Here is a 22,470-nt window from a genome sequence, read left to right on the forward strand (position 1 = left end):
GCCGTCTTTTTCCCTAATGACAAAATTAAATCGTGCAATGAAGGGATACCGGTATTCCTCTCTATTCAAAACCTATAAATGATAATTATAATGATAATTGTTACTATTTATTATTTTTTCATGGAATTATATGCACCAGTCAGTTCTTCGCCGCCCCAACAAAAACAAAAAAAATCACGTTTTCCGCACGCTGCCCCTGATCGCCGGCCTGTTTCCCGCCCTGACGATCGCCGCCGCGCCCGACGCAAAAAAGGAAGACGCCATCACGGTGACCGCCACCGCCCTGCCTGCCGGCAGCTATAGCGCCGATACCGCCTCAACCGGCAGCAAAACCGCCACGCCAATCGGTGAACTGCCGCAATCGGTCAGCGTCGTCACCTCACAGGTGATTGACGACTTCCAGGTCAAAAGCGTCAATGACGCGATGAAATTCGTCAGCGGCGTCACCCAGGGCAACACGCTCGGCGGCACCGAGGATGGCTTCGTCAAACGCGGGTTCGGGGTTAACTCCGACGGCTCGGTCTTCATCGACGGCGTGCGCAGCAACCAAGGGCTGAGCATGGACGCCACCACCGATCGCGTCGAGGTCCTGAAAGGTTCCGCGTCGCTGCTGTATGGCATCCTCAGCCCCGGCGGCGTCATCAATCTGATCAGCAAAAAACCGCAGTATGACTGGAACACCCGCATCAGCGGCGCCACCAACAGTTTTGGCGGCGGCAGCGGCAGCGTCGATGTGACCGGCCCGCTGGACGGCGGCTTCGCCTTTCGCCTGATCGCCGAACGCCAGCACGCAGATTACTGGCGCAATTTCGGCAGCGACGAACACACGCTGATCGCCCCCTCGCTCAGTTGGTTCGGCGACCAGGCTTCCTTTAACATCGCCTACAGCGAATACAAGTACGACATTCCTTACGATCGCGGCACCGCATTTATCGACGGCAAACCGGTCGATGTGCCCTATAACCGCCGCTTGGATGACTACGCGAACCATGCCTGGGGCAAGAACAAACGTCTGAACGCCCATTATGAGTACGCGCTCGATCCGATCTGGACGACCCGGTTCAACTACGCCTGGCTGCAACGCCGTTACGACAGCAACGAAGTGCGCGCCACCGCGGTCGACACCACGACCGGCATCGTCTCACGCCGCGCCGACGCCAACCGCGGTTTCAATCATCAAACCCACTATTACTCCTGGGATCTGACCGGTTCGCCCCAGCTGTTCGGCATGCAGCACGACCTGCTGCTGGGCGTGGACTACGAGAAAAATCAGACCTACAAGGCCTATTCCTACCGCGGCAAGGTCTCTAAGACCTTCAACATGTACGATCCGGTGTATGGCGAAACGCCGGTCACCGACAGCACCACCTACAGCGACGCGTCAAGCAACCTGCGCGCCACGCTGTTCAGCCGTTCCCTGTACGCCAAGGACAGCATTCATCTTACCGATCAATGGATCGCGGTGCTGGGCGCGCGCTATCAGTCGTATTACCAGAACAACAGCAACGGTTTCCAGAAACCGAAAAATACGCTCAATGACAAAGACGACCAGTTTTTGCCGCAGGCGGGGTTGGTGTATAAGCTGACGCCGAGCCTGTCGCTGTACGGCAATTACAGCCGTTCGTTCACGCCGTCCACCGCCATCGACGACAATGGCGACGTCGCCACGCCGGAAACCGGCACCACCTATGAGGTGGGCGGAAAATGGCAGATCACCCCGGCGTTTGACGCCACGCTGGCGCTCTATCGCATTGATGAAAGCAACATGTCGATCTTTATCAACGGCGTGACCCGCAGCATCCCCAAAGCGCGCTCCACCGGTGCTGAACTGGAGTTGAACGGGGAAGTGGCGCGCAACTGGGATCTCACCGCCAACTACAGCTACGACAAGACCGAAATTGTCGAAGACAACCTCAACCCGGACAACGTCGGCAATCGGCTGGTCAACGCCCCAACCAACATGGGCGGCCTGTACCTCAGCCGCCGCATGACATTGCCGGTGGTGCCCGGCGAGGTGCGCATTGGCGGCGGCGCGCGCTACGTCGGCCGCCGAGCCGGCGATCCGGAGAACAGTTTCACCATGCCGGCCTATACCGTGGCGGATGCCTTTGTCGCCTGGGACAGCAAGCTGCTTGGGAAACATACCCAGCTGAAACTGAATGTGAAAAACCTGTTCAACCGCGAGTACTATGCCTCCAGCGCCGGTAATTTACGCGTGATTGAGGGTGAACCGCGCAGCCTGAGCCTGCAGGCGACGGTCGATTTCTAACCTGTCATGCCTTGGGCGCCGTTTGGCGCCCGTTTTCTTTGCGCCGGCCGCGGCACATCACATCGGCGAGAAAATCCAGCAACGCGCGGTTGAACAGCGCGGGCCGCTGCAGCGGCGCGAAATGGCTGACGCCCGGCAGCGTCGTCAAACGGGCGCCGGGAATGCTGCGGCTAAGATAGGCGGCATGTTCGGCGCGGATAAATTCATCGTGTTCGCTGTGAACGATCGTCACCGGCACGCGAATGGCCGCCAAATCCTGTGCGCGGTAGTCCGGCTGGCTGCTCATCATCAGGCTCACGGCGGCGACGAACGCCTCGAAATCGTCCGGCGTCGGCGACAAGGCGGCATAGTCCTGCGCATGGCGCGCAAAACAGCGCTCGACGATCGGGCTGGGCGCCAACGGTTTAACGCCGCTGGCGTCCATATTGCAGCCGAAGAAAAAAACGCCGTCCACCTGCCCGGGCGCCTGATGGGCGGCGATGAGCGCGACGCAAGCGCCGTCGCTCCAGCCCGCCAGCGCGGCGTGGGGTATTTGCAGCGCCGCCATCACCGCCAACAGATCATCGGCCATCCGATCGTAACGATACGGCCGGGCGTCGCGCGTGCTGCGCCCGTGCCCGCGGCTATCGATGAGCAACACCCCGTACCCGGCGGCCCGCAATGCCGGCAGCTGATACCCCCAGTTGCCGCTGTGGCCCAGGCCGCCGTGCAACAGGATCACCGCCGGTCCGTCGCCATAGGCGGCATACCAAATACGCGCGCCGTCGTGGTCTATATAACCCTGCCGGGCTCCCGGCGGTAAGGGCGGCGCCCCTAACGCGGCAAAGCGCGTCAAATCGTCGTCGATGTGCATCTTTCCCCCCTCGTTCGCCGGCGCGGTGCGGCGAAACGGCATCCAAGGAGTATAGATCGCACTGGCGGGCGGTAGCGTTCGCTTTCCCGACATATACTTAAAGGAGGAATCGCAATGGAGGACGGAGAGATGAAAAAGATAACGCTGGTGCTTTTGACGTTGTTGCTGAGCGGCTGTATCGGCGGCGGCGGCGGCCCGTCGAATGCGCCGCCGGCGTCGCCGAATGAGCCCTACACCTGCAGCAACTCCGGCGCCAACAGCGACTGTTCGCAGTCCGTGGAGCCGTCGATGTACTAGCCGCGTTCGGCGGGCCGTTGATGAACGACCCGCCGCCTCATGGCAGAACTAGGAAGAGTGTTCCTCTTCGTTAGCCTGATATCGCGTCGCCTGCTGCTTCATGAACACCACCTCCTGCGGGCTGGACAGGCTCACTTCCTGAGCGCGCAACAGCTTGAGGATGTTAAACAGCAGTTCACTCTTGGTGGCGCCGACCATGCGCGGGCTCGGCACATAGCCAGTCACGCTCAGGATAATGCCGTCCGGCCCCAACTGGCTGAAGCGCACGTAAGGTGCCGGCGTCTCCAGAATGGTTTCGTACTCGTTGTAAGCGCTCAGCAGGATATTGCGCACCTGCTCCGGATCGATCGAGGTCGGGAACGTCAGCGCAATGGTCACCACGCCTTGCGCGTTGCCCATGGTGGCGTTACGTACGTTCTGTGAGATCAGCTGCGAGTTCGGTACGATCATGGTGGAGCGGTCGCTGAGCTGAATTTCGGTGGCGCGTACGTTGATGCGCCGCACGTCGCCTTCCACGCCGCCGATGCCGATCATATCCCCGACCTTCACCGGGCGTTCGGTCAGCAGGATCAGGCCGGAAATAAAGTTCTTCACAATCTCCTGCAAACCGAAACCGATACCGACCGACAGGGCGCTGACGATCCACGCCAGGTTGCTCCACTGGATGCCCAGCGCCGCCAGGGTGATCAGAATGACCAGCACATAGCCGATATTGCTGAACAGCGTCACCAGCGAGGCGCGGATGCCGACGTCCGAAATGGTCTTCGGCAGCAGCTCAGAGCCCAGCCAGCGCCGCACCGCGCGCAGGATGTAGATGCCGATCGCCAGGCAGATCACGGCGTTGAGCAGGTTGCCTGGCACGATGTTGAAACGCTGCAAGCCTTCGCCGGTCAGGATCGAGACGATTTTCTCCATCAGCGAGCCCGGCGTGGTGCTGCCGAACGAGCCGTTGAACAACGCGACGATCATCAACAGCAACAGCGAACATTTGGCCAGCGCGGTGGTGATGATCGCCACCTGCTCCAGATGGCGATCCTTGAAGCTGAGCGTTTTCTTCAGCATCTTGCCGCTGACGGTCTGCGGCGAAAACAGTGCGGCGCACAGGTCAGTGGCGAACAGCACCATGAAGTAGAACGCCATCAGCACCAGCACCACCCAGATGAGCTGGTAGGTCAGGAAGCGGGCAAAAGCGATATAGCCCACGAGCAGTGAAAGCAGGATCACCACCGAACACACCAGGGTGACGATATGCACCAGCCCGCCGACCAGCGTGCGTTTTTCCAGGTGCGCGCCCTGCTGCTCCAGACGGCGACGAATGCGCTGGCCGCGCAGCGGCGCCGCCAGCAGCACCATGCCGATCAGCCCCGCCACCAGGCCGTTGCCGAAGATGGTGGTGGCCAATGAGGCGCTGACGACGTTGTTGATCAGCTCCACGGTGCCGAACGCCAGCGCCAGGCCGGCCAGCAGCGGCGAGAAGTAACGCAGCCCGGCGGCCACTTCATTGTCCAGCGAAGCCAAACGCCAGGACGGGCGATTCAGCGACAGCGCCGCACGCCCCAGCCCGGCGATCAGCGCGCAGAAAATCCCCAGACGGTTAAAGCCTTCGGCGAAGTCTTCCAGCATGACCGGCAGCGGCTGCACGCGGATAAAGACGTAATACAGCAGGTTCAGCGCAATCGAGGTGGTGATCACCGTCACTGCCACGGTGATGATGGCCATAAAGCTGCGGCGCAGGCGCCCGTCCGGCAGGAAACGAATGCTGACCCAGGCGAGGAAACGCTCGGACAAATAGCGCCCCCAGGACCAGACGATCACCGCCAGCGCCAGCAACGCCAGGGTGCCGTACCGCCATTCGTCCTGCCAACTGGCGTCCCAGGCCGCTTTCATCTCGGCGTTGAACTGGTCCAGCCGCTGCACGTCATCCGCTGACGGCTGCACGACCGGCGTCCAGAATTTGACGCCCAAAATGCTGCCGGTGTTCAGCGCCAGCTGGGTTTTGAACGCCACCCGACGCAGATCGCTGATCTGCTGGCCCAGGTCGAAGGCGCTGGTCTTGATGGCCTGCGCGCGTTTTACCGCATCGTCCAACTGCTTCTTGCTGCTGTTCAGCGCATTGCGCTGCTGGGCGACGGCGGGAGTTTCCGGCAGCGCGCCGGCCGCCGGGGCCGGCCCCAGCACGTCCAGCTGCGCCTGCAGTTTTTCCTGCACCGGCTGCAGATCGGCGGACAATTTATCCATGCTGGCGACCAGATCGTCCGTCGCCAACCGCAGCTTGCTGAGCTGGGTGTCGGTCGTCGCTTTGGAAACCAGCTGCTTCATGCTGTCCAACTGCTTTTGCGCGGCTTTCAACTGCGTAGCGGGATCGGGCGCGCTTTCGGCGGCGGGATCATCCTGGGTGGCGGCGACGGCGGCGAACGGCGTCAGTTGCATACCCAACAGCAATAATAACAACAGCAGGAACGGGCGAGGCTTTAACATAAATTCAGTGCTCAGCATCATTATCTGATAGACAGACGAACAGGCGGCGGATGAACCGTCGCTTAACCATAAACGCTAATTATAATAGCTGCTTAATGTCGGCCGAAATACAGTAATTATTCCCATTGTGTGCCACGCGCCCGCGCTCGCCTTAGCTTGCTGATTATTCGGGCGCTTTTACACTGGCGATACGGCATGAAGCGCTCTATAATCCAGCCACCGATTAACCTGCAACCAATAAAAGGAGACTTACTATGCTGACGTGTGAATTGGTTTTTCACTCACACTTCTTTGGTAATCGTCGCCGCTCAAGCATTACCGGTATCGCGCTGCGATAACCCAGCTTGAGCGAAGCTTACTAAAATCCAGGATCTTCCCTCCGGCTTACCGGGTTATCGTCAGCAATGTTTGACGATAGGCATTGTTATGCCTGTAACTCTTGAGTAAGCAATGAGCACATTACTGTCTGCACAATCTGTCGGTTACGACAACGCGTTCGGCGTCCTGCTGAGCGAGATTTCCTTCAGCCTGAAAAAAGGCGACCGCATCGGTTTGATCGGCGATAACGGCTGCGGCAAAAGCACCCTGCTGCAAATTCTCAGCGGCGACCTGCCTGCGCACACCGGAACGGTGACATTGTCACATCAATGTCTGATGGCGCGCATCGAGCAGCACCTGCCGCCGGAACTGCACGCCAGCACCCTGCTGGATGCGGTTCTGGCGCGGCTGCCTGCGGGCCAACACCTCAGCGAACGCTGGCGCTGCGAAGCGCTACTGGCCGAGCTGGGGTTTGAACCGGCGAGCTGGATGCTGACCGCCGGCACCCTCAGCGGCGGCCAGCATACGCGGCTGCTGTTGGCGCGCGCGCTGATCCGCCAGCCCGATCTGCTGCTGCTCGACGAACCCAGCAACCACCTGGACCTGCCCACGCTGCTGTGGCTGGAACAGTTCTTGCGTAACTGGACCGGCAGCTTCGTGCTGGTGTCGCACGATCGCTACCTGCTCGACCAGGTAACCAACTGCACCTGGATCCTGCGCGACAAAACGCTGCAGTTCTTCCGTTTGCCCTGCTCTGCGGCGCGCACCGCGCTGGCGGAACAGGACGCCGCGGACGAACAGCGGCGCCACGCCGAGCAAAAGGAAATCGACCGGGTGGAAAAAAGCGCCAAGCGCCTGGCGACCTGGGGCAAGGTCTACGACAACGAAGATCTGGCGCGCAAGGCCAAGCAAATGGAGAAGCGCGTCGATCGGTTGAAGGAAGAACAGACCACCCTGACCGCCGGCAGTCCATGGCGGCTGCGGCTGCAGGGAGAAGCGCTGGACGCCGATCGCCTGCTGGCGCTGCCGCACTGGGCGGTGCGCCCGGCGCCGGATGCGCCGGTGCTGTTCAGCCTGGAACATCTGCGCGTGAAAAGCGGCGATCGCATCGCCATCGTCGGGCGCAACGGCTGCGGAAAATCGTCGCTGTTGCGCCTGCTGTGGCGCGAGTATCAGCAACAAACGCAGCGCCCGGCGCTGTTCCATCCGCGCGTGCGTATCGGCTATTACGATCAGAGCCTGCAACAGCTGCGCGATGAAGACACGTTGAGCGAAGCGCTGGCGCAGTTTGCGCCGCTGACCGAGGAACAGCGGAAAATGGCGCTGATCGGCGCCGGGTTCCCTTACCTGCGCCACCATCAGCAGATCCGTTCGTTGAGCGGCGGCGAGCGTTCACGGCTGCTGTTTGTCGGCCTGACGCTGGCCAACCATTCGTTGCTGCTGCTGGACGAGCCCACCAACCACCTGGATATGGCGGGCAAAGAGGAGCTGGCGGAAACGCTGCGTCAGTTCCCTGGCGCCGTCATGCTGGTCACCCACGATCGGATGCTGATCGAACAGAGCTGCAACCGCTTTTGGCTGATAGACCAACAAAAACTGGAGGAGTGGCACGATCTGGCGCCGGTGTACCAGCGTCTGGCGGGTGAAACGCCGGCGCTGCCGACGGCGCACGAGGCCAACGCAGACGCCCCGACGCCAAACCCGCAGTTGGAAGGCGAAGAGGCGTTGCTGACCGCCCTGTTTGCCCTCGAAAGCAAACTGGAGGCCGACCTGGCGCGTAAACCGAAGCATCAAAAACCGGAGCTTCAGGCGCGCTGGCGCCGCGAGATTGCCGACATCACCGCCCGGTTGCATCTGGGCTAACCTTGACAGGCCGCCATCCGGCGGCCTGTTTTTTGACGGAGTGCGACATGGCATTTTCCCTTGAGCAAGCCTCACTCGCGCAGCGGCCGCTGCTGGCGGCCATGCTGTCCGATTGCCTTCGCGAGCTGGGCGTCGATGGGGATTACCCCTATTTGCCGCTCTACTGGCGCGAGGCCGGCCGCTACCCCTATTTGATGTTGAGCGATCGGCAAACGGCCGGGTTCGCGTTGGTCAGGCGTCTCGATAGCGCCACCGTCGAAATGGCGGAGTTCTACATCAAGCCCGAATGGCGACGCAACGGGATGGGGCAACGGGCTGCCCGCGCCTTGTTCGCGCGGCATCCCGGCGGTTGGTCGCTGTCAGTCAGCCAGGATAATCCGCGCGGGCTGGCGTTTTGGCGCTCGGTAATACCGGCCGGGGCCAAGACCGAACCGCTTTCAGCCCACGACGCCCTGATACTGCTACGTTTTTATTATCCGCCGCGTTGAACGACATATTACGTTCATTCTTTTATGGCAGAGTAAATCGATTCGTTCTTTGTTATCGAGCCTGCCATGACGTTACTTTCCCCACGGGACATCGAGGCGCGCTACCGCTTCGCGCGTGAGATCGCCCGCGCCGCCGCCGATCTCGCCTTCAGCTTTTACCAACGCCGGCAAAGTCTGGCCGTCGAGTTTAAACAGGGCCTGCAGGACGTGGTCAGCGAGGCCGACCGCCGCGTCGAGGCGCTGATCCGCCGCATGATTAACCGGCGGTTTCCCCTGGATGGGTTTCTCGGCGAAGAGAGCGGCGGCACCAACGATAGCGCGGCCTGCCTTTGGGTCGTCGATCCGATCGATGGCACCGCCTGCTTCCTGAACGGGCTGCATACCTGGTGTATCGCGATAAGCGTGGTGATCGACGGTGAGCCAACGATCGGCGTGGTTTACGATCCTAATCACCGCGAGATGTTCCGCGCCTGCCGCGGCCAAGGCGCTTTCCTCAACGGGGAACCGATCGGCGTGCATGCCGGGCGCAGCGTCGCGGAGGGCGTGATGGGCGTCGGGATATCACCTCGCGCCTCGGCGGCGGAATTCAGCGGTTTTCTCTGTCGCCTGCTGCAGGCGGGCGGCATGTTTGTGCGCAGCGGCTCCGGCGCGTTGATGACCGCCCAGGTGGCCGCCGGTCGGCTGCTGGGCTATTACGAACCGCATATGAACGCCTGGGACAGCCTGCCTGGGCTGGTGCTGACGCGCGAAGCCGGCGGCGTGGCGAATGACTTTATGCATCACAACGGGCTGCGGCGCGGCAACCCGCTGCTGCTGGCCAACGCGGCGCTCTATCCGCAATTGGCCGAGCTGATTCAAACGCCGGGCTTGATCGGCTCGACGTGCCCTATCGCGCGTGAGATGGCCGGATAAAGTGCGCGCAGCCGCCGCTCGACCCGATCGACCGCATCGTGCGCGGCGGCGATGGTTACCGCCGGCGACACCCGGCAGTGGAAGTTGACGATGATGCCACCGTCGGTTCTGCGCGCCCGGATGTTGTGCACGTCTTGCACCTTATCCCCCTGCTCCAGCGCCGACTGCAAAATCAGCCGGATATCGGCCAGCTCGGCGGCGGAAACATCCTCGCTGGCCAGCCAGTGCGGCGTCTGCGGCTCCAGATGGGTCTCTATCTCGGTGTCCTCGCCGATCGCCTGACGCAGGATCCCTTCTATCTCCGTGGCAATATCATGCGCCTGCGCCACGCTGGCGTTGGCCGGCACCGCCAGATCCATGCCGATCGCCATGTGCGTCGGCAACTGCTGCAAGGTGACGTTCTGCACCTGCGCGCCGTGATTGGCGGCGATCGCCCGAATGCGCGTCGCCATGTCTTCGTCGCTGCGGGTCTGCGGCACCGCGATGACGGTAAACTCCGCCTTGGCATACTGCTGCCGCAGCCGTTCGACGATTTCTCGCTTCAACGCATCGATGCGTTCCAGCGGCAAGGTGCGGCACACCGCCACCGTGATCTCGACAAACAGTACGGCGCCGGCGTTGCGAATACGCACGCTGTCGCAGGCCAGCACCGCCGGGAAGCTGTCCAGCGTGGCGCGAATCGCCTCGGTGGCCCCGGCGGGCGCGGCATCCATCAGCGAGTCGAAGGAACGTTTACCCAGTTTGATTGCCGCGACAAAGATAAAACCGGCGACGATCAGCGCGGCGATGGCGTCCGCACGGCCAAAGCCCAGCAGCACAAACACCATGCCCAGCAGCACCACGCCGGACGAAAGCATGTCGGAGAAGAAATGCAGCGCATCCGCCTCCAGCGCCGCGCTGTCGGTCGCCTTGGCGACGCGGCTGAGCGCCCGCACGCGGAAAAAATCGACGCAGATGGAAATCAGCAGCACCGCGATCACCACCGGCGCCGCGACTATCTCATGCGGTTGTCCAAGCAGGCTGCCGCCCGCCTCGTAGACGATCCAACCGGCGGCGCCGAGCAACAGCAACACCTCGAACAGCGCCGCCAGGTTTTCCACCTTGCCGTGGCCGAAGTGGTGATCGTCATCGGCGGGTTTATCGCTGATGCGCACCGCCAGCCAGGTGATGCTGGTGGCGATAAAATCGGTGAAAGAGTGGATCCCTTCGGATATCAGGCCAATACTGCCGGTAAAAATGCCGGCGACGAATTTGCCCGTGGCCAGCAACCCGCTGGCGATCATCGAGTTTCTGGCCACGGCCTGTTTTTCATTTTGCATTATGCTGCTCACATTCGGACGGTGATTTATTTTTTTACTTTAGAGGATAATTGCCAGACAAAGGCGATCAGCAGCATACTGCCAGAGAAAGTCAGCATGAGGCTAGTAAGAAAATTGGATTTTCCGGTGGAATAAAAATAAATCTCATTCACCCCCACCGAAATCATTAAAATGGCATAGAGCAATCCCAGAATAAGAATCGTCATTATTATCAACTCCCGTATCAGGCCGCGCGTTCAGCGCGCCGCTAAATCCTCCCCATAATAAATAGCGGTTACGGGGAGGATGCATCTAGGCGGATCTTTAGCGTTCATCAATCATCCCATTTGGTGCTCATATAGGCCGCCAACAGGCCCAGTGAGCTGATCATTGCCAGGAATCCCATAAAAATAGTCATGTTTCCCATTGTTTTGTCCTCAGGTTAAATGTTATCGATAAAATCCCCTTGCGTTAAATATCGGGGTTGGTCGGTGTCCATGGTTTTTTAACGTCCTCCTCTTTTTTTCAACATTCCCGCACTTTCAAGCGCGGGACCCGTTTAAATTCCCAGGACGTGCTGGGCAATTTTGAAATAGATAATCAGGCCGGTGCCGTCGATAAAGGTGGCGATAAACGGCGCCGACACCACCGCCGGATCGATACCGAGCCGTTTCAGCAGCATCGGGATGATCGACGAAACAATGGCGCTCCATACGGTGATCGCCACCAGCGACAGGCTGACCACCAGCGTCACCTCCATGCCGACGCCCATGATCCAGGCGCGCACCCAGGCCGCCAGACCAATGGTGACGGCGATCAGCAGCGAGGTCGTGACCTCTTTGCGGATCACCGCGCCCAGATTGCGCAGGCTGACCTCGCCCAGCGCCATGGCGCGCACCAGCGTCGAGGTGATCTGGGTACCGCTGTTGCCGCCGGTGCCGATCAGCAGCGGGATGAAGAACGCCAGCGCAATCGCCGCTTCGAGCTGATCTTCAAACGCTTTCAGCACGTTGCCGGTGTATGCTTCGGCCACGAACAGCATCAGCAGCCACACCGAGCGTTTGCGCCACAGCGCCCACGGGCTGGTCTCCAGATAAGGCTTGTCCAGCGGCAGGCTCGCGCCCTGACGCTGCGCGTCTTCGGTGTTTTCATCTTCGACCAGCCGAGCGATCTCGCGCTCGCCCAGCACGCCGACCAGCGTGTTGTTCGCCACGACCGGCACCACGTCCAAACCGCCTTTGCCCAGCAGATGCGCCACGTCGTTGCGATCGTCGTCGGGTGAAACCTGGAAATAGCTGTAATCCATCATTACCCCGACCGCTTTATCCTGTTCTTCGCACTGCAGCAGTTTTTTCACCGACAGCGTGCCGCGCAAATGATAATCGTCCGCGGTAATAAAGACCCGGGTAGGAATTTCGTCCGTTTTTAGCTGTGAAAGTAAATATTCCCGGGCATGCGTGACCGTCATCGTCGCGGGAACGGTAATAAAATCGGCGTTCATATAACCGGCGACCGAAGTTTCATCGAGAGTTTCAGTCGCGCGCAGCGCCGGAGAAGAAGAGTATTGATGTGACTTGATCATTTTGTCAGTCCCTATTTCTGTTGTGAACTTCAACAGCGAATCGCATAGGGGCGTAACCACAGAGGGAGTGCAGACTGCCTATCTCCGCGTCCAGGTTTTAGCACTATACAACGTATCCGAATTGTTGCTCGGAAGTTACTTTGGGCTGAACCTTAATCCGATAAAGCCTGTCTTAACCTTGGGCATCTCTCGATGTCGTCAGATCAGTAACCTGTGTTTGTATAGGAGCCTCGCCAAACGAGATACTGCATATAAACTACCGGCGCAGTATAGGCGTTGTTTTATCCGGCGGGAAGAAAAGATTGCCCGTCGTTTATGGAGTATTTAGGATATTTTTATTAAACGCGAATCTATAAAAACGGCTGATATAAATCAGCCGTTTTTTTTATTTATCAGTGCGCGAGAATGTAGACGTTTTTATCGTATAGGGCGCCCTGTCGGGTGAAGTCGATCCCCTTGACGTAGGGTTTGATGAGCGTGGCGTTGGCTTCGTAGTACACCGGCGCGACCGGCGTATCGACGGCCAGCACCGCCTCGGCCTGCTGAAAATACTGCTGCACCTGCTGCGGTGTCGGCGCCGCCGTCGCCTGATGCAGAATGCGATCGTATTCCGGGTTGCGGTATTTGGGGCTGTTCTCGCTGCTGTCGGCGCGGAACACATTCAGGAAGGTAGAAGGATCGTCGTAATCCGCCAGCCAGCGGGTAAAGGCTACGCTGTACTGGCCGCGGTTGATATTATCCAGCGTCACTTTACGCTCCTGGCTTTGCATGCCGGCCTCCACTCCGAGGTTCTTTTTCCACATGGCGGCGGCGGCGATGACGATCTTCTTGATGGTGGCGTCATTGCTGTACAACACGGTAAAGCGCAGCGGATGCTCGGCGTTGAAACCGGCCTCCGCCAACAACTGTTTCGCCTGGGCGTGGCGTTGTTCCGGCGTCAAACCGGCCGCAGCGCCGGCCTGCAGGCGATAGCCGCCCGCCCCCGTTGGGGTAAAGGTCCAGGCCGGCTGCTGGCCGTATCCCAGCACCTTGCCGGCGATAATCTCTTTGTCCAGCGCCAGGTTCAGCGCCTGGCGCACCCGCACGTCGTTAAACGGCGTCTGCCGGTTATTGAAGGCGAAATAGCTGGTGGAGAGCAGCGGATAGGTCACCAGCTGTTGATCCCCGAGCGTTTTTTTCAGCTGCTGATACAGTTCCGGCGGCGTGGTATAGCCCAATTCCACCTCGCCGGCGCGGAAACGCGCCACCTCCGGGAACCCCTGGATCGGCAGGAAGGTCACCTTGTTGAGCACGGTGTTGGCGTTATCCCAATACAGCGGATTGCGTTCCACCACCACTTTTTCGTTCACCACCCACTCGCTGAGGCGAAACGCGCCGTTGCCGACAAAATGCGCCGGTTGAGTCCAGTTTTTGCCGTATTGCTCAACCACCTTGCGGTTGACCGGCAGAACCGGAAAATGCACCAGTTGTTTGAGCAGGTAGGCGTTGGGCTCAGACAGCGTCACCTGCAAGGTGTGCGCGTCCAGCGCTTTAACGCCCAGCTCGCTCGGCGGTTTGCTGCCGGCGTTGATCGCCGCCGCATTCAGCACATAGGCCGAGGCCAGATAGCTGCCGTAAGGCGACGCGGTTTTCGGATCGGTGAGGCGCCTCCAGCTGTAAACGAAATCGTCGGCGATCACCGGATCGCCGTTCGACCATTTGGCCTGCGGCCGCAGATGGAAAGTCCAGACGTTGCCCTGGTGCTCCCATTTCTGCGCCAGCGCCGGGATCACTTCGCCCTCTTTTCCAACTCGCAGCAGACCTTCGAACAGATCGTTGAAGATGTAGAACTCCACATTGCTCTCGGCCAGGTTCGGATCCAGCGTCGCCGGTTCATACCCGTTGGCGCGCACCAATTCCTGTACCGGCGCCAGTTTAGCGCCCGTTGGCACCTCCGCCGCCTGAGCGATCGTTGCGTTTAAAGCCAGGAGGATTAAACCAGCCAATTTCTTGCCATTAAATGAATATTTCACGTCGATATCCCTGATTAGTGTTTTATCGCGTTCAATATGCAATGTGGCAGTGGAATAAATTAAATCATTAATCGCTATGAGTCATAACCAAAAGCGGTGTTGAATTTCTTTCATTATCAAAGGAATATCCCTCACCGCGCTTCCCGCTTTCAACACAATGCGCGTTGCCGTCCCCTACTTGATGTTCACGGTCGTGATACCAAACAGCGGCAGGCCTTTAACCGGTTCTGGGCCGGGCTCCCCCCACACCATTAATGATTTACCGCTCGCTTGCGCCTGGATCGCCAGATTCACCAGCAATTTCGGATAGGGTTCATTAGCCGCTACCGATAACGGAAATACGTTTTCGTATAGTCCTCCATCGATCGCCATCTCCACATGCACGCAATCATTAGCTACATCGATAACCACGATCGGATTGGTATAAAACGGTCCATTAGACATAGACACCTCTCTCACTATTTTTTGGTGAATATAATTCTTAATTCGCGTTGGCGGCCCGTGTTATTAATGCCTGTGCGAAACGCTGAAGAACGACATGAAAAGACTGAAGAAAAAGATCGCCAGTGGATAACAAGTCGTCAATATTGAAACAGGTTAATAACCATTACAGATTCGACAAAGAACTGATATAAGTCAAATGCAAACCCGCGTTTACCCGTTACCTCAATGAATATATTAAGAATATTCAAAAAAAAAGATAACTACAGCTTAACTTCATAAAAATCAATTAATTAAAAAACACCCTCACTTACCCTATATTAATTAATCGGTTACGAAAAAGGTTAAAATCAAAATAATGGACATGCCAAATAAGTTGCTTTTCAATGTAAAAATAACAGTAGGAAACCCACTTGATATCTCCGTGACACCTAACTACCTTTAAATGGCCTCGAGACTAACACGAGGCCGCCGTTGGTTATCAAACCAATAACTGGCGAATGATTTAATAAGATATAATTACCAGAAGACAAATCCAAATATATAAACGCGTGCCGAAAGGATAGGATGTAACGGTTTGGTTGCCATACCGTTCTTCTGCCGACGGCAATAACTATTTCCATTCAGATGCAATTACCTGTCTGGTGGCTAACCGGATTCAGCGTGATATGCATTTCAGACTAACTCAGCAAAAATCATAGGGGTTTACATATGCCTTCACTGCAAGATATTACGCCTGAACAGGCTAACGCATTGAATAAACAATCACGTGACGCTTATAACGCGGAAGTGCAGAGCCGTCAGGCGCTGCTCAACCAACATCCGCAATTGAAACCGGCGTTCAACCAGCAAGTGCATCCGCAATCCTTGTGTGGATGCGGGTGCCAACAAAATATCTGCGGCTACTTCAGCTTCCAGGGCTGTGGCTGTGGGTGTGGCTGCGCGCCACATGCGGAGACCGTGCAAATTTCCGCGCAGCCTGCCAATATTGGTCCCAATGCCCCATCAAACGGTACATCGGTGCGTTTTGTCGGCCAGGCCACCGGCACTGGCTCAGACGGTAACATCAACATCCCGACGATTTATTTGCAAGGCACCGTACCCGATGCCGAAAATCTGATCGGCGTTCCATTAACCCTGCAATTGGCCATCAACCCCGGTTCGATCGTCCTGACGCTGCTGGAGAATGGCCGGGTGCTGGCCTCTTTGGTTCATCCACCGCAGTGGGCGAGCAGCATCAACGGGCAGTTCTTCGGCGTTGGCAACGGTGAGTTTGTGCTGGCGTGACAAGAAGCAAGCCTGACGGGCGGCTGCCTGCGATGGCAGGTGGCCGCTCACTGTGAGGTAACGCGCCCCAATTCTATTCAGACAATCAATACAGATTATTCCAGCCGAAACTTAACTTATCCTTAGGGCAATTCATTTTGTGAGCGATCGTCAAAAATAATTTAATACGAATCGTTTTCACTATCATTATTGATGTTCTTGGCTAAAATCGGCCTGCTTGCGCTTGCCAGGCGATATTCGTTTTCCTCATTCGAACGCTAAAAGGATAACTGCATGAAGCTGCGTATTTCATCTCTCGGCCCCGTCGCCCTGCTCGCCTCCTCGATGATGCTGGCCTTCGGCGCTCAGGCGGCCTCGGCCGATCAGGGCATCGTCATTTACAACGCCCAACATGAAAACCTGGTCAAATCCTGGGTCGACGGGTTTACCAAAGACACCGGCATCAAAGTCACGCTGCGCAACGGCGGCGACAGCGAACTGGGCAATCAGCTGGTGCAGGAAGGCAGCGCCTCGCCTGCCGACGTGTTCCTGACGGAAAACTCCCCGGCGATGGTGTTGGTGGATAACGCCAAGCTGTTCGCCCCGCTCGACGCCGCCACGCTGGCCCAGGTAGAGCCACAATATCGCCCAAGCCACGGCCGCTGGATCGGCATCGCCGCCCGCTCTACCGTATTCGTCTATAACCCGGCCAAACTGACCGACGCGCAGTTGCCGAAGTCGCTGCTGGATTTGGCCAAGCCGGAATGGAAAGGCCGCTGGGCCGCTTCGCCATCGGGCGCCGATTTCCAGGCGATCGTCAGCGCGCTGCTGGCGCTGAAAGGCGAGAAAGCAACGCTGGACTGGCTGAAAGCGATGAAAACCAACTTTACCGCCTATAAAGGCAACAGCACGGTGATGAAAGCGGTCAATGCCGGCCAGGTCGACAGCGGCGTGATCTATCACTACTACCCGTTCGTGGATGGCGCTAAAACCGGCGAGAACAGCAACAACATCAAGCTGTACTACTTCAAACATCAGGATCCGGGCGCATTCGTCAGCATCTCCGGCGGCGGCGTGCTGGCTTCCAGCAAGCATCAGCAGCAGGCGCAGGCGTTCATCAAGTGGATCACCGGCAAACAGGGCCAGGAGATCTTGCGCACCAATAATGCCTTCGAATACGCCGTCGGCGTCGGTGCGGCTTCCAACCCGAAACTGGTGCCGCTGAAAGATCTGGACGCGCCGAAGGTAGACGCCGCGCAGTTGAACAGTAAGAAAGTTGTCGAACTGATGACCGAGGCCGGCCTGCTGTAAGGCCCGCCGGCAAACCGAGAGTTTTTGATCGTTATGTCAAACCTGAGTACCCACGCCGCGCAGACCGCGCGGCGTTATTCCACTATCCCTCGTCACCCGCGGCCGGGGCCGATCGTGGTGGCCTGCGCCGTGTTGCTGTCGTTGCTGGCGCTGCTGCCGCTGGGATTCGTTATCGGCGTAGCGTTTGAAACCGGCTGGCAAACGGTCAAAGCTCTGGTTTTCCGCCCGCGCGTGGCGGAGCTGCTGTTGAATACCCTGCTGTTGGTGGTGCTGACGCTGCCGATCTGTGCCGTGCTGGGGGTGGCCCTGGCCTGGTTGACCGAACGCACCACGCTGCCGGGCCGCCGTCTCTGGGCGGTATTGGCGACCGCGCCGCTGGCGGTGCCGGCCTTTGTGCAAAGCTATGCCTGGATCAGTCTGGTGCCGTCGATGCACGGCCTGGGCGCCGGCGTTTTCATCTCGGTGCTCGCCTATTTTCCGTTTATCTACCTGCCGGCCGCCGCGGTCTTGCGCCGTCTGGATCCCGGTATCGAAGACGTCGCCACCTCGCTCGGCTCCCGGCCGCCGGCGGTGTTTTTCCGTGTGGTGTTGCCGCAGCTGAAGCTGGCGGTCTGGGGCGGTTCGCTGCTGATCGCGCTGCACCTGCTGGCGGAGTATGGCCTGTACGCCATGATCCGTTTCGATACCTTCACCACCGCCATCTTCGATCAGTTCCAGTCGACCTTCAACGGTCCGGCGGCCAACATGCTGGCCGGCGTATTGGTGCTGTGCTGCCTGGGGCTGCTGTTGCTTGAGGCCATAAGCCGCGGCCGCGCGCGCTATGCCCGCGTCGGCTCCGGCAGCGCCCGCAGCCAAACGCCGCGTCGCCTGTCAGCGCCGCTCGCCGCGCTGGCGCTGCTGCTGCCGATCGCGCTGACCGCGCTGGCGCTGGGCGTGCCTTTCATCACCCTGGCCCGCTGGCTATGGCTGGGCGGCCTCGACGTATGGCGCAACGCCGATCTGTGGCCCGCGCTGTGGCAAACGCTGTCGCTGTCCGCCTCTGGCGCGCTGCTGATTACGCTGTGCGCCATTCCGATGGCCTGGCTGTCGGTGCGCTATCCGGCCCGGCTGTACCGCGTGCTGGAAGGCTGTAACTACGTGACCAGCTCGCTGCCCGGCATCGTGGTGGCGCTGGCCCTGGTGACCATCACCATTCACAGCTTCCGGCCGATTTACCAAACCGAAATCACCCTGCTGCTGGCGTATTTGCTGATGTTTATGCCGCGGGCGCTGATCAACCTGCGCGCCGGCATCGCACAGGCGCCGGTGGAATTGGAAAACGTGGCGCGCAGCCTCGGTAAATCGCCGGCGCAGGCGCTGTGGAGCACCACGTTGCGGCTGGCGGCGCCGGGTGCCGCGGCGGGCGCGGCGCTGGTGTTCCTGGCGATCGCCAATGAACTGACCGCCACGCTGTTGCTGGCGCCGAACGGCACCCGCACGCTGGCCACCGGATTTTGGGCGCTGACCAGCGAGATAGACTACGTCGCCGCCGCACCTTATGCGCTGATTATGGTGGCGCTGTCATTGCCGCTCACCTGGCTTCTTTATTCTCAATCTAAACGCACGGCGGGACTATGAGCACGCTCGAACTGCACGGTATCGAAAAATCTTATAACGCCATCAGGGTGCTGGAACACATCGACCTGCAGGTTGCCGCCGGCAGCCGCACGGCGATCGTCGGCCCTTCCGGCTCCGGCAAAACCACCCTGCTGCGCATCATCGCCGGTTTTGAAATCCCCGACGGCGGACAAATTCTGCTGCAGGGGCAAGCGATGGGCAACGGCGGCGGCTGGGTGCCGGCGCACCTGCGTGGCATCGGCTTCGTCCCGCAGGATGGCGCGCTGTTCCCGCATTTTACCGTCGCCGGCAACATCGGTTTTGGCCTCAAAGGCAGCAAGCGCGAAAAACAGCGTCGCATCGAGGCGCTGATGGAGATGGTGGCGCTGGATCGTCGCCTGGCCGCCCTGTGGCCGCACGAACTGTCCGGCGGACAGCAACAGCGGGTCGCATTGGCGCGCGCCTTGTCGCAGCAACCGCGGCTGATGTTGCTGGATGAGCCGTTCTCGGCGCTGGATACCGGCCTGCGCGCCGCCACCCGCAAAGCGGTGGCCGAACTGCTGACGGAGGCCAAAGTCGCGTCGATCCTGGTCACCCACGATCAGAGCGAGGCGTTGTCGTTCGCCGATCAGGTGGCGGTCATGCGCAACGGTCGGCTGGCGCAGGTAGGCGCGCCGCAGGATCTTTATCTGCGCCCGGTCGATGAACCGACCGCCAGTTTCCTTGGCGAAACGCTGGTGCTGACCGCCGAGCTGGCGCACGGCTGGGCCGACTGCGCATTGGGGCGCATCGCCGTCGACGATCGCCAACGCAGCGGCTCGGCGCGCATCATGCTGCGTCCGGAGCAGATTCAAATCGGTTTGTCCGATCCGGCGCAGCGCGGCCAGGCGGTGATCACCGGCATCGATTTCGCCGGCTTCGTCTCCACCCTCAATCTGCAAATGGCCGCCGACGGCGCGCAGCTCGAGATCAAAACCGTCAGCCGCGAAGGCCTGCGGCCCGGGGCGCAGGTCAGTCTCAACGTGATGGGGCAAGCGCATATTTTCACCGGCTGAAAGTGTGGGGAGCGACCCTTGACGTTCCCCTCACCACCGCGCATTATCAATGGCATGAATCGCATCGCGCACGCCCTCACCACCACCACCACCGCAACCGCCACGCAATGGCGGGCTGCACGGGTGCGCAACAGCTAACGACGTATCCCCAAGCCCCGCCAGCCATGGCCGGGGTTTTTTATTTCTCCGTGCCCGCCGGCAATTTCATTACGGAGAAGACCTATGCCAACTATCCCCGCACCGCGCAGCGCCCTGCTGGTTATCGACATGCAAGTCGGCCTGTTCGCCTCGCCGGACCATCCCCCGTTCGCCGCCGAAACCCTTCTGGCGAAGACCCATGCGTTGATACGCGCCGCACGCGTGGCGAATGCGCTCGTGGTGTTTATTCGCCACACCGGCCCGGCAGGTTCACCTATCGCCGCAAACAGTCCACTGTGGCAAGTTCACCCCGATCTCGACACCGATGCGCAAGCCGACTGGTTCATCGATAAAACCCATCCCAGCTGTTTTTACCGGACTGGCCTGGCGGAGCGGCTTAAGCAAGCCGGCATCGGTCGGTTGGTGATTTCGGGAATGAAAACGCAATACTGCGTAGACACCGCGTGTCGGCGCGGCGCGGAGTTGGGATTTGACCTGGTGTTGGCCGCCGATGCCCATAGCTGTTCGGACACGGCGGCGCTCGGCGCCGACGCCATTATCCGTCACCATAACCAGACCCTGTCGGGGCCGTTCGTGACGCTGGCGCTGGCGGAAGAGGTGAAATTCTAAAACACGCGCGACTTGGCTGCCAGGCCGGGCCAACGCCCGGCCTCCTCAGCGGCAAACCTTGTCGCGGCGCGGCTTTTTCGGCGCCAGCAGATACTCCACCACGCTTTCGTCGACGCAGCTGTCGATGCCGTTCAGCGCCAACGTATGTCCGTCGCGTTCGCGGGTGATCAGCGGGCTTTTAAAGGCCGAGGCCATCACCTGGGCATTGCGGTACGGCGTGGTTGGATCGTAGCGCTGGGCGACGAACAGCAGCGGCGGCAGCGCGGCGGACGCCACCGGCATGTGCGGCCGATCTTTGCCGCGGTACGGCCACAGGTCGCACATTTCCAGCGGATACTCGTGCAGCGGCAGATAGTGGGCATATAAAGCGGCGGTATTAATCTCCTGCCGCTGCCTGCGCAACAGCTGCGGATCGGCCGTTGGGTTGGCGACGTCGGCGCAGGTGATGACGTTCAGGGCATCATCGGCATCCGGAGAATAGCTTTCGTCGATCAGATCGGAAACCTGTTGCCCGGCGATGCCGGCATCGAGCTGGCGCAGTACGGTGGCCAGTTCATGCCAGCGCTCCGGCCACAACAGCAGCGAACGCGTCACCGTCAGCACATCGTCGGCGGAGATCTCATAGCCCGCCGCAGTGACGAACGGCTGCTCATGCAGCTTGCGCAGCAAAGCATGATAACGCTGAAGCGCCTGATTGGCGCCGCCGCCAAGCTGGCAGCTGTCGGTTTTTCCGCAATAGGCGGCGAAACGCAGGAAACTTTGCTGGAAGCCTCGCTCCTGATTCATGCGCTGGGTGAAATCGTCCTCCGCCAGATCCACCACCCCGTCCAGCACCAGCGCGCGCGTTTTCTTCGGAAAACGTTCGGCATACAGCGCCGCCACCTTGGTGCCGTAAGAGTACGCCACCGCCGTCAGCCCCGGTTCGCCCAGCGCATGGCGGATCGCGTTCAGATCGTTGACCGCCTCGTCGGTGCCGATGTGTTGCAGCACGTCCGCGCCGGTCTGTTTGATGCAGGCGGCGATCAGGGTGCGCGTCTGGTTCTCCGCGCCGGCCACGTCGTTGTCGTCCGGTTCAGGGAGTTCGTCACCTTCGGCCACCTGGCAGGAAATTTTTGGCGTCGATTGACCGACGCCGCGCGGATCGTAACCGATGATGTCGTAGGATTTACGCAGTTTGGCGACGTGGGCGTCGTTGCCGAGATAAGGATTGATCCCCGGCAGGCCCGGCCCGCCGCTGATCACCACGACGCTGCCCTTTTTCGGCCCGGTGGCGGGCAGCAGGGTCAGCGCCAGACGCACGGTCGGTTCCCCCGCCTGCGCCGAATGGGCGGGAGGCGTAGCGTAAACCAACGGCACGTCGAGGTAGCCGCAGCGCAGCCCCGCCTGCGGCGCTTCATCGAACCAACGCTGAAAGCCGCTGTTGAGACAAGATTGCCAACGAACGCCGTTCTCGGGCGCCGCGCCGTGAGCCGCAGGTTTGGCCTGGGCGGGCAACGCGGCGGCGGTCGCGGCGAGCAGCGCCAGAATACGCAGTACTGACATGGGGAGTCCTTTCAACTCAACGAATCGGTCAAAGGGTAACGATACTCGGTTAAACCGCTAGCCAATAGAACATAAAAAAATGCGCGGGTGAAGCCGACGTCGTGCGTATGGAAAGACTTTT

General features: G+C 59.8%; 19 protein-coding genes and 1 riboswitch. Of the genes, 10 read left to right on the forward strand and 9 right to left on the reverse strand.

What is annotated here, in order from left to right; translation table 11 throughout:
• Positions 1-130: 130 nt before the first annotated feature.
• The gene (locus HWW83_RS07835) at positions 131-2,269 is read left to right on the forward strand and encodes a TonB-dependent siderophore receptor (RefSeq protein ID WP_390904300.1); all 2,139 of its coding nucleotides are present in this window, start codon (positions 131-133) and stop codon (positions 2,267-2,269) included.
• A gap of 4 nt (positions 2,270-2,273) precedes the next feature.
• On the opposite strand, the gene HWW83_RS07840 is transcribed toward HWW83_RS07835, so the two are convergent.
• Positions 2,274-3,122, reverse strand: a complete 849-nt coding sequence (locus HWW83_RS07840) for an alpha/beta fold hydrolase (protein ID WP_033643153.1) — start codon at positions 3,120-3,122, stop codon at positions 2,274-2,276.
• Positions 3,123-3,251: 129 nt separating this feature from the next.
• Between HWW83_RS07840 and HWW83_RS07845 the strand changes: the two genes are divergently transcribed.
• Positions 3,252-3,419: a hypothetical protein gene (locus HWW83_RS07845; protein ID WP_226886075.1), complete on the forward strand. Its 168-nt coding sequence runs from the start codon at positions 3,252-3,254 to the stop codon at positions 3,417-3,419.
• Between the two features lie 48 nt (positions 3,420-3,467).
• On the opposite strand, the gene HWW83_RS07850 is transcribed toward HWW83_RS07845, so the two are convergent.
• Positions 3,468-5,897, reverse strand: coding sequence for a DUF3772 domain-containing protein (locus HWW83_RS07850; protein ID WP_169539598.1), 2,430 nt, complete (start codon positions 5,895-5,897; stop codon positions 3,468-3,470).
• A 450-nt stretch (positions 5,898-6,347) separates the two neighbouring features.
• Here HWW83_RS07850 and HWW83_RS07855 point away from each other — a divergent pair, with 450 nt between their 5' ends.
• From HWW83_RS07855 to HWW83_RS07865, 3 genes are all read left to right on the forward strand, one after another.
• A complete protein-coding gene (locus HWW83_RS07855; RefSeq protein WP_123061715.1) occupies positions 6,348-8,078 on the forward strand; it encodes an ABC-F family ATP-binding cassette domain-containing protein in 1,731 nt (576 codons plus the stop codon).
• A gap of 47 nt (positions 8,079-8,125) precedes the next feature.
• Positions 8,126-8,566, forward strand: coding sequence for a GNAT family N-acetyltransferase (locus tag HWW83_RS07860; RefSeq protein WP_047026074.1), 441 nt, complete (start codon positions 8,126-8,128; stop codon positions 8,564-8,566).
• Positions 8,567-8,632: 66 nt separating this feature from the next.
• Complete coding sequence (locus HWW83_RS07865; RefSeq protein ID WP_089197087.1) at positions 8,633-9,478, forward strand: inositol monophosphatase family protein; 846 nt, start codon at positions 8,633-8,635, stop codon at positions 9,476-9,478.
• Here the strand turns inward: HWW83_RS07865 and HWW83_RS07870 are convergent.
• The 6 genes from HWW83_RS07870 to HWW83_RS07895 form a co-directional block, all read right to left on the reverse strand.
• Positions 9,421-10,797 carry a cation diffusion facilitator family transporter gene (locus tag HWW83_RS07870; RefSeq protein WP_033643159.1) on the reverse strand — a complete coding sequence of 459 codons (1,377 nt, stop codon included), beginning with the start codon at positions 10,795-10,797 and terminating at the stop codon, positions 9,421-9,423. The genes HWW83_RS07865 and HWW83_RS07870 overlap by 58 nt on opposite strands.
• 26 nt (positions 10,798-10,823) lie before the next feature.
• Positions 10,824-11,003 carry a hypothetical protein gene (locus HWW83_RS07875; RefSeq protein WP_004938106.1) on the reverse strand — a complete coding sequence of 60 codons (180 nt, stop codon included), beginning with the start codon at positions 11,001-11,003 and terminating at the stop codon, positions 10,824-10,826.
• Positions 11,004-11,110: 107 nt separating this feature from the next.
• Complete coding sequence (gene mgtS, locus HWW83_RS07880; protein ID WP_004938109.1) at positions 11,111-11,203, reverse strand: protein MgtS; 93 nt, start codon at positions 11,201-11,203, stop codon at positions 11,111-11,113.
• A 132-nt stretch (positions 11,204-11,335) separates the two neighbouring features.
• Positions 11,336-12,358: a magnesium transporter gene (locus HWW83_RS07885; protein ID WP_033643160.1), complete on the reverse strand. Its 1,023-nt coding sequence runs from the start codon at positions 12,356-12,358 to the stop codon at positions 11,336-11,338.
• A gap of 75 nt (positions 12,359-12,433) precedes the next feature.
• A riboswitch (M-box (ykoK) riboswitch) is annotated at positions 12,434-12,607 on the reverse strand.
• Positions 12,608-12,750: 143 nt separating this feature from the next.
• Positions 12,751-14,370, reverse strand: coding sequence for an ABC transporter substrate-binding protein (locus HWW83_RS07890; protein WP_129993051.1), 1,620 nt, complete (start codon positions 14,368-14,370; stop codon positions 12,751-12,753).
• Positions 14,371-14,544: 174 nt separating this feature from the next.
• Positions 14,545-14,814 carry a hypothetical protein gene (locus HWW83_RS07895; RefSeq protein ID WP_033643162.1) on the reverse strand — a complete coding sequence of 90 codons (270 nt, stop codon included), beginning with the start codon at positions 14,812-14,814 and terminating at the stop codon, positions 14,545-14,547.
• Between the two features lie 708 nt (positions 14,815-15,522).
• Between HWW83_RS07895 and HWW83_RS07900 the strand changes: the two genes are divergently transcribed.
• The 5 genes from HWW83_RS07900 (at position 15,523) to HWW83_RS07920 (ending at position 20,807) form a co-directional block, all read left to right on the forward strand.
• Positions 15,523-16,098 carry a hypothetical protein gene (locus tag HWW83_RS07900; RefSeq protein WP_033643163.1) on the forward strand — a complete coding sequence of 192 codons (576 nt, stop codon included), beginning with the start codon at positions 15,523-15,525 and terminating at the stop codon, positions 16,096-16,098.
• 273 nt (positions 16,099-16,371) lie between these two features.
• Positions 16,372-17,388 carry an iron ABC transporter substrate-binding protein gene (locus HWW83_RS07905; protein WP_103101496.1) on the forward strand — a complete coding sequence of 339 codons (1,017 nt, stop codon included), beginning with the start codon at positions 16,372-16,374 and terminating at the stop codon, positions 17,386-17,388.
• A gap of 33 nt (positions 17,389-17,421) precedes the next feature.
• A complete protein-coding gene (locus HWW83_RS07910; protein ID WP_129993050.1) occupies positions 17,422-19,005 on the forward strand; it encodes an ABC transporter permease in 1,584 nt (527 codons plus the stop codon).
• Complete coding sequence (locus HWW83_RS07915) at positions 19,002-20,039, forward strand: ABC transporter ATP-binding protein (RefSeq protein ID WP_089197090.1); 1,038 nt, start codon at positions 19,002-19,004, stop codon at positions 20,037-20,039. The genes HWW83_RS07910 and HWW83_RS07915 overlap by 4 nt, the downstream gene beginning before the upstream one ends.
• A gap of 222 nt (positions 20,040-20,261) precedes the next feature.
• Complete coding sequence (locus HWW83_RS07920; RefSeq protein ID WP_033643168.1) at positions 20,262-20,807, forward strand: cysteine hydrolase family protein; 546 nt, start codon at positions 20,262-20,264, stop codon at positions 20,805-20,807.
• A 45-nt stretch (positions 20,808-20,852) separates the two neighbouring features.
• On the opposite strand, the gene HWW83_RS07925 is transcribed toward HWW83_RS07920, so the two are convergent.
• Positions 20,853-22,349, reverse strand: coding sequence for an alpha/beta hydrolase (locus tag HWW83_RS07925; RefSeq protein WP_033643169.1), 1,497 nt, complete (start codon positions 22,347-22,349; stop codon positions 20,853-20,855).
• Positions 22,350-22,470: the final 121 nt, after the last annotated feature.

It is taken from the genome of Serratia ureilytica, assembly GCF_013375155.1.
Lineage (GTDB): Bacteria > Pseudomonadota > Gammaproteobacteria > Enterobacterales > Enterobacteriaceae > Serratia > Serratia ureilytica.

Coding starts and splice junctions, on each gene's coding strand:
- HWW83_RS07835 (WP_390904300.1), top strand. CDS start 131: ATGCACCAGTCAGTTCTTCGCCGCCCCAACAAAAACAAAAAAAATCAC.
- HWW83_RS07840 (WP_033643153.1), bottom strand. CDS start 3,122: ATGCACATCGACGACGATTTGACGCGCTTTGCCGCGTTAGGGGCGCCG.
- HWW83_RS07845 (WP_226886075.1), top strand. CDS start 3,252: ATGAAAAAGATAACGCTGGTGCTTTTGACGTTGTTGCTGAGCGGCTGT.
- HWW83_RS07850 (WP_169539598.1), bottom strand. CDS start 5,897: ATGTTAAAGCCTCGCCCGTTCCTGCTGTTGTTATTATTGCTGTTGGGT.
- HWW83_RS07855 (WP_123061715.1), top strand. CDS start 6,348: ATGAGCACATTACTGTCTGCACAATCTGTCGGTTACGACAACGCGTTC.
- HWW83_RS07860 (WP_047026074.1), top strand. CDS start 8,126: ATGGCATTTTCCCTTGAGCAAGCCTCACTCGCGCAGCGGCCGCTGCTG.
- HWW83_RS07865 (WP_089197087.1), top strand. CDS start 8,633: ATGACGTTACTTTCCCCACGGGACATCGAGGCGCGCTACCGCTTCGCG.
- HWW83_RS07870 (WP_033643159.1), bottom strand. CDS start 10,797: ATGCAAAATGAAAAACAGGCCGTGGCCAGAAACTCGATGATCGCCAGC.
- HWW83_RS07875 (WP_004938106.1), bottom strand. CDS start 11,003: ATGACGATTCTTATTCTGGGATTGCTCTATGCCATTTTAATGATTTCG.
- mgtS (WP_004938109.1), bottom strand. CDS start 11,203: ATGGGAAACATGACTATTTTTATGGGATTCCTGGCAATGATCAGCTCA.
- HWW83_RS07885 (WP_033643160.1), bottom strand. CDS start 12,358: ATGATCAAGTCACATCAATACTCTTCTTCTCCGGCGCTGCGCGCGACT.
- HWW83_RS07895 (WP_033643162.1), bottom strand. CDS start 14,814: ATGTCTAATGGACCGTTTTATACCAATCCGATCGTGGTTATCGATGTA.
- HWW83_RS07900 (WP_033643163.1), top strand. CDS start 15,523: ATGCCTTCACTGCAAGATATTACGCCTGAACAGGCTAACGCATTGAAT.
- HWW83_RS07905 (WP_103101496.1), top strand. CDS start 16,372: ATGAAGCTGCGTATTTCATCTCTCGGCCCCGTCGCCCTGCTCGCCTCC.
- HWW83_RS07910 (WP_129993050.1), top strand. CDS start 17,422: ATGTCAAACCTGAGTACCCACGCCGCGCAGACCGCGCGGCGTTATTCC.
- HWW83_RS07915 (WP_089197090.1), top strand. CDS start 19,002: ATGAGCACGCTCGAACTGCACGGTATCGAAAAATCTTATAACGCCATC.
- HWW83_RS07920 (WP_033643168.1), top strand. CDS start 20,262: ATGCCAACTATCCCCGCACCGCGCAGCGCCCTGCTGGTTATCGACATG.
- HWW83_RS07925 (WP_033643169.1), bottom strand. CDS start 22,349: ATGTCAGTACTGCGTATTCTGGCGCTGCTCGCCGCGACCGCCGCCGCG.